General features: G+C 74.9%; 10 protein-coding genes. 8 read left to right on the top strand and 2 right to left on the bottom strand.

The features are described from left to right. The first annotated feature begins 58 nt into the window (after positions 1–58). From AC24FB_RS13170 to AC24FB_RS13185, 4 genes are all read left to right on the top strand, one after another. Positions 59–1,015: a helix-turn-helix transcriptional regulator gene (locus AC24FB_RS13170; protein ID WP_425715204.1), complete on the top strand. Its 957-nt coding sequence runs from the start codon at positions 59–61 to the stop codon at positions 1,013–1,015. Positions 1,016–1,142: 127 nt separating this feature from the next. After that, positions 1,143–2,177 (top strand): 3-oxoacyl-ACP synthase III, encoded by a 1,035-nt coding sequence (locus tag AC24FB_RS13175; protein ID WP_425715203.1) that lies wholly within the window; start codon positions 1,143–1,145, stop codon positions 2,175–2,177. An 8-nt stretch (positions 2,178–2,185) separates the two neighbouring features. Continuing rightward, positions 2,186–5,035 carry an alpha/beta fold hydrolase gene (locus AC24FB_RS13180; protein WP_487560230.1) on the top strand — a complete coding sequence of 950 codons (2,850 nt, stop codon included), beginning with the start codon at positions 2,186–2,188 and terminating at the stop codon, positions 5,033–5,035. 128 nt (positions 5,036–5,163) lie between these two features. Next, the gene (locus AC24FB_RS13185) at positions 5,164–6,105 is read left to right on the top strand and encodes an NAD-dependent epimerase/dehydratase family protein (RefSeq protein WP_487561485.1); all 942 of its coding nucleotides are present in this window, start codon (positions 5,164–5,166) and stop codon (positions 6,103–6,105) included. Between the two features lie 130 nt (positions 6,106–6,235). On the opposite strand, the gene AC24FB_RS13190 is transcribed toward AC24FB_RS13185, so the two are convergent. Together AC24FB_RS13190 and AC24FB_RS13195 are read right to left on the bottom strand one after the other, a co-directional pair. Continuing rightward, positions 6,236–7,492 (bottom strand): amidohydrolase, encoded by a 1,257-nt coding sequence (locus AC24FB_RS13190; protein WP_425715201.1) that lies wholly within the window; start codon positions 7,490–7,492, stop codon positions 6,236–6,238. Positions 7,493–7,585: 93 nt separating this feature from the next. Next, the gene (locus tag AC24FB_RS13195) at positions 7,586–9,067 is read right to left on the bottom strand and encodes a glutamate-cysteine ligase family protein (protein WP_425715200.1); all 1,482 of its coding nucleotides are present in this window, start codon (positions 9,065–9,067) and stop codon (positions 7,586–7,588) included. Positions 9,068–9,158: 91 nt separating this feature from the next. Between AC24FB_RS13195 and AC24FB_RS13200 the strand changes: the two genes are divergently transcribed. The 4 genes from AC24FB_RS13200 to AC24FB_RS13215 all read left to right on the top strand — a co-directional run bounded on the left by AC24FB_RS13200 (position 9,159) and on the right by AC24FB_RS13215 (position 13,765). Beyond that, entirely contained in the window at positions 9,159–11,123 is a 1,965-nt protein-coding gene (locus tag AC24FB_RS13200) for a metallophosphoesterase family protein (RefSeq protein ID WP_425715198.1), read from the top strand. A 135-nt stretch (positions 11,124–11,258) separates the two neighbouring features. After that, a complete protein-coding gene (locus AC24FB_RS13205) occupies positions 11,259–12,056 on the top strand; it encodes a vitamin K epoxide reductase family protein (protein ID WP_425715196.1) in 798 nt (265 codons plus the stop codon). 183 nt (positions 12,057–12,239) lie between these two features. Further along, positions 12,240–12,830 (top strand): ECF RNA polymerase sigma factor SigK, encoded by a 591-nt coding sequence (gene sigK / locus AC24FB_RS13210; RefSeq protein ID WP_425715194.1) that lies wholly within the window; start codon positions 12,240–12,242, stop codon positions 12,828–12,830. 14 nt (positions 12,831–12,844) lie between these two features. Then, a complete protein-coding gene (locus AC24FB_RS13215; protein ID WP_425715192.1) occupies positions 12,845–13,765 on the top strand; it encodes an anti-sigma factor in 921 nt (306 codons plus the stop codon). Positions 13,766–13,844: the final 79 nt, after the last annotated feature.

The following is a 13,844-nucleotide window of genomic DNA, read 5'->3' on the forward strand; positions in this document are numbered from 1 at the left end:
TCGAAGCTACGAAGGTATGCGGCCACATCCTGACCGCGTCGGCGGGCAGGATTCAGGTATGACCGATCCGACGAGGCGTGCCCTCCGGCTGCTCGACCTCCTGCAGGCGCGGCGCAGCTGGACGGGCGCCGAGCTCGCGGGCGAGCTGGGTGTCTCGCCCCGGACGGTGCGGCGCGACGTCGAGCGCCTGCGCGACCTCGGCTACGCGGTCGAGTCGACGCCGGGGGAGGAGGGCGGGTACCGACTGCAGGCCGGCAACGCGCTGCCCCCGCTGCTGCTCGACGACGAGGAGGCGCTCGCGCTGGCGGTCGGACTGCGGACCGCTGCCGTCACCGGACGTGGGCCGGAGGCGGCGGCCCGCACGATGGCGAAGATCGACCAGTTCCTGCCCTCCCACCTGCGGCGCCGCGCGGCTGCGCTCACCGACCACGTCGTCGAGATCGGTCCCGGACCGCGGGCGGACGCCACGCTCCTCGGGGAGCTCGCGCTCGGCTGCCGCCTGGGCGAGCGCGTGAGGTTCACCTATCGCGACGTGCAGGGGACGGTGTCCGGCCGGCACGTCGAGCCGCACACGCTCGTGGCGCGCCACGGCCGCTGGTACCTCGTCTGCTCCGACCTCGACCGGGACGCCTGGCGCACCTTCCGGCTCGACCGGATGACGGACGCGCGCCGCACCGGCGCGACCTTCCGCCCCCGCGAGCTGCCCGAGGGCGGGATCGCCACGCTCTTCCGGCGCGACGAACCGGTGCAGCACCGCGCCGAGGTGACGATCGAGGTCGGGACCGACGAGCTGATGGCGTCGTTCGGACGATGGATCCGGCGGGACGCGGTCGAGGAGCTCGGTACCCACCGGGTCCGGTGGACGATCGAGGCGCCGTCCGCCGTCGAGATCCTCGGCCACGTGCTGTGGCTCCCGCCGCAGTGGGCGTGGTCGATCCGGTGCGACGAGGACGTCGCGACGGCGCTGACGGCCGTCCGCGACCGGCTCTCCGCGGTCGACGTCGAGCGGTGGTAGCGCCCGGGCGCGCAGGGCATGCGTGTCCGACGCGGACGGCGTTCTCACCGGTCCGTACCGGGTGCAACCGTGTTCGCCGAGAGCGGCTCGACCTGCGCGGCTCCCGCCGCCCGCCTAGGTTGAGGAGGTGACGGACGTAGGAAACGCGAGCTTCCGGTACCGCGACACCGCGGTGCTGTCGGTGACGCACATCGAGGCGCCGGTCAGGGTGCCGTCGCGCCATTTCGAGGACGAGCTGGCGGAGACCCGCAAGCGGCTGCGGATCCCGGACCACCTGCTCGAACGGGTCTCCGGCGTCGTCGAGCGCCGCTGGTGGGAGCCCGGGACACTGTTCGACGACCCGGCGATCGAGGCCGGAGCGAAGGCGCTCGCCGACGCGGGAATCGAGCCCTCGCGCGTGGGCCTGCTCATCAACACGTCGGTCACGCGCACGCACCTCGAGCCGTCGGTCGCCGTGCGGATCCACGACGGGCTGTCGCTGCCGAGCTCTGCGATGAACTTCGACCTCGCCAACGCCTGCCTCGGGTTCGTCAACGGCATCATGCTCGCCGCCACGATGATCGACGCCGGTCAGATCGAGTACGCCCTCATCGTCAACAGCGAGGACCCGCGCGAGACCCAGCGCACGACCATCGAGCGCCTCGGCCGCCCCGGTGCGACGCGCGAGGACTACCACCGCGAGTTCGCCTCCCTCACCCTCGGCGCCGGGGCTGCGGCCGCCGTCCTCGGGCCCGCCGACCGGCACCCCGGCAGCCACCGGGTCGTCGGCGGGGTGAGCCGCGCCGGCACCGAGCACCACGAGCTGTGCGTCGGCGACCTCGACGGGATGTTCACCGACACCAAGGGGCTCCTCGACGGCGGGCTCGCCCTCGTCACCGATGCCTGGCGGGAGGCCCACGACGTCGGTGGCTTCGACTGGACCGACATGGACCGGTACGTCACCCACCAGATCTCCACGCCGTACACCAAGGCCGTCATCGACGCGATCGACCTGCCCGCGGACCGCGTGCCGATCACGTTCTCCCACTGGGGCAACGTGGGTCCGGCGTCGTTGCCGATGACCCTCGCCGCGCAGTCGGAGAAGCTGGAGACCGGCGACCGCGTGCTGTGCATGGGCGTGGGCTCGGGACTCAACACCGCGATGCTCGAGCTCGCCTGGTGACGCGCGCAGTGCCCGACCTGATCGACCCGAACGACCGACCCGACCCGCGCGACACGGCCCCCTCGACCGACCGACCGCGCCTGCCCGACCTCCCGGGACTGGATCCGCGCTGGAGCCGCCACGTCACGGAGCCGGGCCCGCCGGGGGAGCGGCCCACCTCCTGGCACGTCCTCGACAACGCGGCCGACCTCGTCGGCCCCGCCCGCGGCACCCTCCTCGCCGTGCACGGCAACCCGACGTGGTCCTACCTGTGGCGCGACCTCCTGCGGGAGGGCGCCGAGACGGGGTGGCGCGTCGTCGCCGTCGACCAGCCCGGCATGGGGTACTCGGCGCGCGACGGCCGCCGGCGCGGCCTCGCCGACCGCGTCGCCGACCTCGGCGCGCTCACCGACGAGCTCGGCCTCACGGCGCCCGTCGTCACCGTGGGCCACGACTGGGGCGGCGTCGTCTCGCTGGGCTGGGCGACCGACCACCCCGACCTGCTCGCCGGCATCGTCCTCACCAACACGGCCGTCCACCACGACGGCGCCGCACCGATCCCCGGCCTCCTGCGCCTCGCGGGCCACCGCGCGGTCCACGGGTGGGCCACCCGCGGCACGACCGCGTTCCTCGACGCCACCCTCTCCCTCGCCGACCCGCCGCTGCCGCCCGAGGTCCGGCGGGCCTACCGCGCGCCCTACGGCACGGCCGACGAGCGGGCCGCGATCGCGGACTTCGTCGCCGACATCCCCGCGACCGCCGACCACCCGAGCCGCGCCGAGCTCGACCGCATCGCCGCGGGCGCCGCTCGGCTGCACGTCCCGGCGCTCGTCATGTGGGGCCCGCGCGACCCCGTCTTCCAGGAGCGCTACCTGCGCGACCTGCTCGCCCGCCTCCCGCACGCCGACGTCCACCGGTTCGAGGGGGCCGGCCACCTCCTACCGGAGGACGCCGACGTCGCCGGCACCGTGGTGCGCTGGCTGGGCGCGACCTACGGCGACCGCCATGGGGCACCTACCCGCGCGTCCGAGGGCACGCCCGCGGAATCCGTCGACACCACGCCCCGGCTCGACGACGACGCGGCCCGCGACGGTGCGCCGACCTCCGGCGCGACGACAGGAACGGCAGCCGACCGCACCCCTGCGTACCGACCGCTCACCGCGGTCCTCGACGAGCACCGGGACAGCGATCATCCCGCCGTCGTGTCCCTCTCTCCGGCGGGTACCGACACGGTGAGCTGGCGCGATCTCGCCACGCGGGCCCGCCACCTCGCGCTCGGCCTCCACGACCTCGGGGTACGACCCGGTCAGCGGGTCAGCCTGCTCGTCACTCCCGGCGTCGGCCTGACAACCGCCCTGTTCGCCTGCCTGCGCCTCGGCGCGGTGGTGGTCCTCGCCGACCAGGGCCTCGGCCTGCGCGGCATGAGCCGGGCCCTGCGCGGCGCCGACCCGGATCTGATCATCGGCATCGAGCGCGGCCTCGTCGGCGCGCGCCTGCTGGGCTGGCCCGGCCGGCGCGTGGCCGCCACGGAGCTGTCTCCCGCCCGGACGCGCGTCCTCGGGGCGGAGAGCGACGTCGAGACCCTCGTCGCCCGTGGCGCGCAGCTCGAGCGGACCGGCGCGGTGCTCCCCGGCGCCCCCGACCCCGACGACGACGCCGCCGTCCTCTTCACCTCCGGGTCGACCGGCCCGGCCAAGGGCGTCGTCTACACCCACCGCCGGCTCGCCGGCATGCGGGACGCCCTGGCCGCGACCTACGACCTCGGCCCGGGCGCGTCGTTCGTCGCCGGGTTCGCCCCGTTCGCGCTCATCGGTACCGCGCTCGGCTCGGTCGCGGTGACCCCGGACATGGACGTCACCGCGCCGGCCACGCTCACGGCGACGGCGCTGGCCGATGCCGTCGCCGCGGGGCGCGCCACCGCCGTCTTCACCTCGCCGTCGGCACTCGAGGGGGTCCTGCGGACGGCGGACGCCCTCGACGACGACCAGCGCGCCGCGCTCACCGGCGTCGGGCTCTTCCTCTCGGCCGGTGCACCGATCGCCCCCGAGCTGCTCGCGCGCGTCGCCGAGGTCATGCCGTCCGCCGCCGTGCACACCCCCTACGGCATGACCGAGATGCTGCCGGTCACCGACATCGACCTGCCGGGCATCCGGGCGGCCGCCGACGACGCCGTGGCCGCCACGGCCACCTGTGACACCACGCGCGCCCCTGACATCACGGCCACCCACCTCGTCGTCGGCGCCGGCGGCGGTACCTGCGTCGGCCGGCCCGCCGTCGGCGCCGAGGTCCAGATCGTCCCGCTCGACGCCGCGGGCGACGCCACGGGGGAGCCGACCACCGCGCCCGGCGTCACCGGCGAGGTCCTCGTCACCGGCCCCCACCGCAAGGACCGGTACGACCGGCTCTGGGGTACCCAGGCCGCGAGCGCCGACCACCCGGGATGGCACCGCACCGGCGACGTCGGGCACCTCGACGCGACGGGCCGGCTGTGGATCGAGGGGCGCCTCGGCCACGCCGTCACCACGCCCGCCGGGGTCGTCACGCCGGTCGCCGCCGAGCAGGCTGCGCAGCGGGTGCGGGGCGTGCGTCGGGCCGGCGTCGTCGGGGTCGGGCCGGCCGGGGTGCAGCAGGTCGTCGTCGTCCTCGAGACCGATCCGGAGATCGACCCGCGCGCCGGGGCGCGCCCCGCCCTCGCGACGCCCGGCCTCACGCGGGCCATGCGTGGTGCCGTCAGGGACGACCGGGGCATCGACGTCGCGGCCGTGCTGCGGGTGCCCGAGCTGCCGACCGACGTCCGGCACAACGCCAAGATCGAGCGCGGCCGGATCGGGCGGTGGGCCGAGGCGTTCCTCGCCGGCGAACGGGCAGGCACGCCGTGAACCGCGTCGGGCACACCCCGGACACGGGGTACGAGGAGCACACCGCGAGCCGCGGTGTGCTCACGTCGGAGGTCGGCGCACCCGCACGCTCCGCCGCTGCCCGCGTCCTCGTCACCGGCGCCAGCGGCATGCTCGGGCGTCGCACGGCCGAGCGCCTCGTGGCCGCCGGCCACGACGTCCGCACCTTCCAGCGCAGGCAGGCAGGTGTCCCCGGCGCCGCCGACTCGCTCGGGTCCCTCGCCGACGACGACGCCGTGCGCCGCGCCGTCGAGGGCCGCGACGCCGTCGTGCACCTCGCCGCGAAGGTCTCGGTGAGCGGGCCGCGCCGCGAGTACGAGGAGATCAACGTCGAGGGCACCCGGCGGCTGCTCGCGGCGGCGCGGGCCGCGGGTGTCACCCGGTTCGTCCAGGTGTCCTCACCCTCGGTCGCGCACGCCGGCGACTCCCTCGTGGGTGTCCCGGCGGGGCGCGCGGAGCCGGAGCTCGCTCGCGGCCACTACGCGCGCACGAAGGCTGCGGCGGAGCGGCTTGCGCTCGCGGCCGACGGGCCGGGCCTCGCCGTGGTCGCCGTCCGGCCCCACCTGGTCTGGGGGCCGGGGGACACCCAGCTGGTGGGCCGGATCGTCGAGCGGGCCCGCGCGGGCCGGCTGCCGCTGCTCGACCAGGGGGCCGCCCTCATCGACTCGGTCTACGTGGACAACGCCGCCGACGCGCTCGTGGCCGCGCTGGACCGTGCCGAGGACGCCCACGGCGAGGCCTTCGTCGTCACCAACGGCGAGCCGCGGCCCGTGGGCGACCTGCTCGCCGGGATCTGCCTCGCCGCGGGCGTGCGACCGCCCGCCTGGCGCGTGCCCGCTGTGGTCGCTCGTGCGGCCGGGGCGCTCGTCGAGGCCGTGTGGGCCGTGCGCCCCGGCCCGGACGAGCCGCCGATGACCCGGTTCCTCGCCGAGCAGCTCTCCACGGCGCACTGGTTCGACCAGCGGCGCACCCGCGCGGGGCTCGACTGGACCCCGGCCGTGACGATCGACGAAGGCTTGGCGCGCCTCGCGGCGCACGAGCGCGGCGCCTGACCCGCCGACCTGGTACCTCGCGCCGCCCGGTGCCCCGCCTTGCGGCGGAGCTCCCGACGTGCGGCGGACGTCGCGCCTCGTGGCGCACCGGCGGGCCGTCCGGCTCGCGGCCGGCCCGCCGGGTGGAGCGTCAGCCCGCGAAGCGCTCGGCCCGCTCGACTACGCCGCCCTCGCGCGTGTAGACCTCGCGGCCCGCGATGAGGGTGCGCTCGACGTGCGCGGTCGTGTCGAGCGGGTCGCCGCTCCACACGACGACGTCGCCGTCGCGCCCCACCTCGAGGGCGCCGACGCGCTCGTCGAGGCGGAGGAACTCGGCGGGGTTCGTCGTCAGTGCGCGCAGCGCCGTCTCCGGGTCGAGCCCGTCCTTGACGGCGAGGCTGGCCTGGAGGACGAGCAGGTTGATCGGGACCACCGGGTGGTCGGTGGTGATGGCGACCCGGACGCCGGCGTTCGCGATCTGGGCCAGGTGCGGGGTGGCGCGGTCGACGATCTCCACCTTCGAGCGGCTCGTGATCATCGGCCCGTAGATCACCGGGATGTCGCGCTCGGCGAGGACGTCGGCGATCTTGTGCGCCTCGGTGCCGTGGTTGAGGACGAGGCGGTACCCGAACTCGTCGGCCAGGCGCACCGCGGTGGCGAGGTCGTCGTGCCGGTGCGAGTGCTGGTCCCAGGCGAGGGTGCCGTCGAGGACCGAGGCGAGCGCCTCCATCGTCACGTCCCGCTCGAACGGCTTGCCCTCGGCTGCGGCGTGATCGCGCTTCGCGGCGTAGTTCTGTGCGGCGACGAACGCCTCGCGGATGATCTTCGCGACGCCGAGCCGGGTCGACGGCGTGACCTTCTGCTCGCCGTAGACGCGCTTGGGGTTCTCTCCGAGGGCGGACTTCACGGACACGGCGTCCGAGATCACCTGCTCGTCGACCGTGCGGCCGCCCCAGGTCTTGATGGCCACGGTCTGGCCGCCGATCGGGTTCCCGGAGCCGGGCTTGATCACCGCGGTCGTCACGCCGCCGGCGAGCGCGTCGCGGAAGCCCTCCTCGTCGATGTCGATCGCGTCGATCGCGCGGACGCCGGCCTGGTTCGGGCCCGTCATCTCGTTGACGTCGTTGCCGGCCCAGCCGCGCCCCTCCTCGGACACGCCGAGGTGCGCGTGCGACTCGACGAAGCCGGGGACCACGACCTGGCCGGTGGTGTCGATCCGCGTGACGCCGTCGGGGATCTCGACCTCGCCGACCGGACCGACCGCGGCGATGACGCCGTCGACCACGAGCACGGTGCCGGACTCGATGTCAGGGCCGGATACGGGGCGGACGAGCCCGCCGGTCAGGGCCACGGTCGCGCCGGGGCGGTCGGAGGTGGGCACGGGGAAGAACGGGGTCGCAGAGGTCATGCCCTCGATCATCGCACCGGCGCGCTCACGGCTGTGGCATCGGTCGAGCTGCCGCGACGCTCATGGCCGCGTCACCGACCGCAGCCGCCGCGCTCACGGCTGCGGCACCGGCCAGAGCGCCACGGGGGTGTTGGTGTCCATGTTGCGGCGGTAGTCGGCGAGCATCTTGGCGATCGCGACCTCGCGGGTCACCCCGCCGGCCTCGTACGCGCTCACGGCGGCGACCTGCCAGGACGCCCCGTTCTGCCGCCGCTCGATCCGCTGCGCGATGACGCCGAGGTAGTGCTCGGCCACGTCCTTGTCCACCCCGAGGCTCGCCAGCCCCGACCGCGCCATCGGCAGCAGCGTCCCCTCGATGAGCGACAGGCCGTCGATCTCCAGCTCGCCCGGCCAGCTGAGCCGGGCGTCGATCCCGTGCCGGGCGGCGGCCTCGAAGTTGTCCCGCGCCGCGGAGAACGGCATCCGCGTCCACGTGGGCCGGTCCTCGCGGACGAGGGCCTCGACGGCGCCGTAGAAGAACGCCGCGTTGGCCACGGTGTCCACGACGGTCGGCCCCGCCGGCAGCACCCGGTTCTCCACGCGCAGGTGCGGCCGCCCGCCCGCCACGGCGTAGATCGGCCGGTTCCACCGGTACACGGTGCCGTTGTGCAGCGTGAGCTCGTCGAGCGTGGGCGTGCCGCCGGCGGCGATGACCTCGAACGGGTCGTCGTCGGTGGTCTCGGGCAGCAGCGCCGGGTAGTAGCGGACGTTCTCCTCGAACAGGTCGAAGATCGAGGTGATCCACCGCTCGCCGAACGTGACGATCGGCCGTACGCCCTGGTGCCGCAGCTCCGGCGCGCGCGTGTCCGTGGCCTGGAGGAACACCACCGGCCGCGTCTCGGCCCACAGGCGGTGCCCGAACAGCAGGGGCGAGTTGGCGCCGAGCACGAGCTGCGGCCCCGCGAGCAGCTGAGCCGAGTTCCAGTAGCGGGCGAACTGCTCCGGCCGCACCTGGAGGTGGAGCTGGGTCGACGTGCACACCGACTCCACCGCGATCGACTCGAACGTGGCGGCGAGCGGCTCGGGCCCGGCGATCTCGAGGGAGATGTCCTCGTGCCGCGCCATGCGGATGGCGGTGTCGAGCGCGAGGTACCGCTCGTCGTCGGAGATCCAGTCCCGCTCGGCGTGCTCGGGACCGAGGGTGGGCAGGATGCCGGTCATGACGATGTCGGTGCCGAGTGCGCGCGCCCGGTCGCGCGCGTGGTTGAGCGTGGCGCGCAGGTCCGCCTCGAGGTCCGTGAGCGCCGTGCCGGACAGGACCCGCGGCTCGACGTTGAGCTCGATCGTGTACCGGCCCAGCTCGCTCTGGTAGCTGGGGTCGGCGATCTCGGCGAGCACCTCGGCGTTCGCGTTCGCCGGCGACCCGCTCTCGGTGACGAGGGCGAGCTCGATCTCCAGCCCCGTGCTCGCGACGTCCTCCGCGAAGTGCCCGCGCGCGAGCATGACCTCGAGCGCGTCGAGGCACTGCGCCACCTTGGCGCGGTAGCGCGTCCGGTCGGCGCCGGAATAGCTCGTCTGCGTGATCTCGCGTCCCATGACCAGATGCTCCCACCGCGGGGCCTCCCGCGCGCGACCGATCGACCCGCCCGCTCCGTGGGCACCTGACGCTCGCCCCTAGACTGCAGCGATGACCTCGGACGACGCGGATCGCGCGCGCCGGACATCGTCCGACGACGAGAAGCGCCCTGACGACGAGCTTCCCGACGACGACCGGTTCCGCCCGGAAGAGGACCGCGTCGAACGGTCCGAGCGGGTCGAGGAGCCCGACGACGAGCGCACTGACGGTGACCACCTCGACGGTGCGCCCGACTACGAGAACCTCGATGAGGCACGCCACGACGACGACGGGCGCGCCGAGGAGCCCGTGGCCGAGCTGCACGCGCGACGGGCCGGCGAGCTGCGCCGCCCGATGCCCTGGTGGGCGGCCGGCGTCGTCGTGCTCCTCGTCGTTCTGGGTTCCCTCGCGATCGGCATCGGGACCGCCCACGTCGAGACCACGGTGGGCCCGCACCGCGCGGAGGTCGAGGTCACCATCGACTCCGACATCACGATCGACCTGGGGCCGGCGGGGGACGTCGTCCTCGCGTCGCCGCTCCCGGCCGGGCTCGGGGTCACGGCGGTCATCAAGGAGCTCCCGGCGGACGCCACGATCGGCACCGACGGCGGGCTCGTGCCCGGCCTGCTGGCGGACGCCGAGTCCTACGCGCGTCTCATGGCCTACCCCGAGGCGGCGTTCGCCGAGCCGACCCGAGCGATCGTCACCGACGCCCTGTCCCGCGCCGCCCTCATCGCGACGCTCACCCTCGCGGGGATCGCTGCCGTCCACGCCGGCCTCCACGGGGCGTGGTCTCAGTCGTTCCGCGTCGTCACCGACCGCCCCGTCGTCGGCTTCCTCACGGGGACGGCCGTCGCCGTAGGGGCCCTCGCTGTGATCATCCCCGCGACCCGCAGCGACTCGCCGCCGGGCGTGACGATCGCGTCGTTCCACGGCACGCCGCTCGAGGACGCGACGATCTCGGGCCGGCTGGGGGACCTGCTCCAGGCCTACGGTCCGACGATCCGGCTCTTCTACGACGGCAACACCGAGTTCGCCTCGGACGCCGCCGCGTCGCTCGAGGCTGGCCTCGAGGAGCAGGGACGGTGGTCCACCGGGCCCGGCGGCGAGCAGCCCGAGGGCGTGACGACGGCGATGTTCTACACCGACGTGCACTGCAACGTCGGCGCGGCCGAGGTCGTCGGGCACGCGGCGGACCTCGTCGAGGCGGACATGGTCATCGACGGCGGTGACACGACGATCGCCGGGACCGCCATCGAGCAGTTCTGCGTCGACGCGATCGAGAGCTCGATGCCCGAGGACACGCCCTACGTCGTGGCGGCGGGCAACCACGACTCGATCGTGACCGTCGACCAGATGCGGCGGGCCGGCTGGACCGTGCTCGACGGGTCGATCGTCGAGGTCGGCGGCGTCCGGATCATCGGGGACACCGACCCGCGGATCACCACGCTCGACCAGCCCACCGTCCAGGAGCGGTCCGAGACCTGGGAGGAGACGGCCGAGCGGATCGCCGCTGACTCCTGCGAGGCGCTCGCCGACGAGGACCCGGTCGACCTCGCCGTCATCCACGACGCGTTCGGCGGACGACGCGTGGCGTGGACCGGCTGCGTGCCGCTCACCCTGTCCGGGCACATCCACACGCACGTCGGTCCCGAGGTCGACGGGCTCGGGGTGCGCTGGGTCGAGGGCGCCGCGGGCGGACAGGGCCAGGGGGTGCCGACGCTCGGCGCGGTGCGCGAACCCGCGCCGATGGGGCAGATCGAGTTCGACTCCGAGACCGGCGAGGCGCTGCGCTACCGGCGGATCGTCCTGCAGCCCGACTCGAGCGTCGAGGTGAGCGACTGGACGGACATGCCCGCCAACCTGCCCATCCCCAAGACGGACGTCGACGGCGACGAGCTCGACTCCGAGAGCCGGTCGGGCGGGCCGGGGGAGAGCCCGAGCGGGTTCGGCGACGAGGTGCCCTCCGAGGGCCCCCCGCCGACGGACGAGCCGTCGGACGGGGACGGCGGCGAGACCTCGACCTCGGGCGGCTGACGCACTGGTCGTCGAGCCGGCCGATGAGCCGGCCGACCGACTCAGGACGGGTGGGCCGCGGACGGCTGTCTCACGTCAGCCTGGACGAATCGGCCCGGCACCGGACGAGGGCACATGCGGAGTCATACTGTCCGCGTGAACCCACGCAGTGCCCGCCGCCCCGGCGACACCTCTCCCGCCGGCCGCCGGAACGGGACCCACGACGACGCGCGCGGCGTCGTCGGCGGGGATCGTCAGCGGGATGCCCACGACGACGACGACCTCGGCGACGACGACTTCGACGACGAGGACTACGACGACGAGGTGGGCGACGTCGTCGACCGCGCGGCGCCGAGCGCGGCTCAGCTCGCCGGCGGCGCCCCGCGCGAGCTGTCGATCCTGCTGGTGATCGCCGGCCTCGCGGGACTGTGGGCGTCGATCCAGCTCGTCCGCTCGGAGCTGCTCGTGGCGGCGGATCCGAACGCGGCCCTCGGCTGCGACATCAACATCCTCATCGGCTGCGGCACGTTCATCACCACGTGGCAGGCGCACGCGCTGGGGATCTCGAACGCGATCCTCGGGACGGCCGCGTTCGGGGGGCTGCTGGCGACCGGACTCGTCCTGCTCTCCGGCGGGCGGCTCGGCCGGTGGTTCTGGTGGCTGCTGACCGCCGGCGTCGGGTTCGCGCTCGTCGCGCTCGTGTTCTTCGTCTACACCGCGTTCTACGAGATCCGCGCGCTGTGCCCCTACTGCCTCGTGGTGTGGGCGGTGGTCGTCCCCCTCGTCGTCCACGTGCCCGCCCGGGCCGCGCAGGCCGGGCACCTGCGGCTCGGCGAGCGGCTCACCCGCACCCTCGTGCTCGACCGGTGGATCATCACCGGCGCCCTCTACGCGGTCGTCGTCCTGTACGCGCTGGTTCATTTCTGGGACCAGTGGATGCTCATGGCGCGCTGAGCGTGTTCCCGTCCGGTGGCACGTCGGCTCCGAACCCCGTGTGACGATGACCCACCGACGCGACGGCGAGGAGCCGCACATGACCCGCACGACCGAGGTCCGGACACGGGCCGTACGACCGAGGTCCGGACACGGGCCGTACGAGCGAGGTCCGGACACGGCGGGCACGTGCGTGGGCCGGGCATGACGGACGCGAACGGGAGCCGTGGCGACGAGACCCGCGCGGAACGTGCGCGCCGCCTCGCCGACCTCGTGGCGCGGGTCGCGACCGGCGACCAGGCGGCGTTCGCCGAGCTCTACGACCAGACGGCGCCCATGGTCCACGGGACGTGCCTGCGGGTCCTGCGCGACCCCGACCTGGCCGCCGAGGTCACGCAGGAGGTGATGCTCGAGGTGTGGACGCGGCCCCACCGGTTCGACGCCTCGAGGGGGACCGTGCCGGCGTGGCTGGCCACGATGGCGCACCGCCGGGCGATCGACCGGGTGCGTGCCGTCCAGGCGCAGCGGGACCGGGACGAGACCGCGGGCGTGCGGGGCTACGGGCGCCCGTACGACGACGTGAGCGAGACCGTCGAGCGACGCGACGACCGGGAGCTGCTGATGGAGTGCCTGGGCTCGCTGACCGACGTCCAGCGCGATGCCGTGGAACGCGCCTACTTCGGCGGCCGGACCTACCGGGAGGTCGCCCGCGACCTCGGCGCCGCGCTGCCGACCGTCAAGTCGAGGATCCGGGACGGCCTCGCGCGGCTGCGGACCTGCCTGGGGGTGGCGTGATGAGGGGAGACGCGATGGACGACGACGCGGCGCGGCGCGCGGGCGACCGTGCGGACGTGCGCGGGCGGGACGGCCGCGAGCCCGCGGACGCGAGCGACGACGTCGACGCCCTGCTCCACGCGTGGGCGCTCGACGCGGTCGACGACGCCGAACGCGCGCGAGTCGAGCGTGCGGTGGAGGACGACCCCGAGCTCGCGGCGGAGGCCCGCGCCCTGCGCGAGACGGCGGCCCTGCTGGCGAGTGCGGGCAGCATCGAGCCCCCGGCCACGCTGCGCGACCACGTGCTCGACGCCGCCGCGCGGACGCCGCAGGAGCGTGACGACACCGACACCGGTAGCGACACCGCTGCCGACGGCACTCCCGTTGCGCCCGCGGACGACCCCGGCGAGCACCGGGGCGCGCGGGAGCCGAACACGTCTGCGCGTGGCGGCGCGGCAGGAGACCGGGCCGGCGACGCGCCTCGGGACGAGCTCGCCGAGGCCCGCCGTCGTCGGCGCCTGCCGCGCGTGCTCGTAGCGGCGGCCGCCGCGGTCGCCCTCGTCGTCACCGGCGCGATCGCGGTGCAGCAGTACCGGCGCGCGGAGGAGGCGCGGGACGAGATCGCGGCGATCCACGACCTGCTCGCGAGCCCCGGGAGCGAGCTCGTCGTCGCGGAGGTGGCCGGCGGCGGGACCGCGGGCGCGGTGGTCGCGGACGGTGAGGCGGTGTTCGTGGCCGCCGGGCTGCCCGAGCTCGACGACGACCGCGACTACCAGCTGTGGGTGATCGACGCCGCCGGCGCACAGTCGGCGGGCGTCCTCACGTCCGACGACGGCCGGGCACGCACCGAGGTGCCCGCGGTCGACGACGGCGACACGCTCGGCGTCACCGTCGAGCCGGCGGGAGGCTCCGACGCCCCCACGACCGACCCGATCGTCACGCTCGCGGGCGGGTAGCGCGCGATACGGATGTGCCGGGCCCGGACCGGGACCCGGGCGCGAGGGCGGAGGCGTCACCTGGGCGCAGCCACGGGAC

This window comes from Georgenia sp. Z1344 (assembly GCF_057652375.1).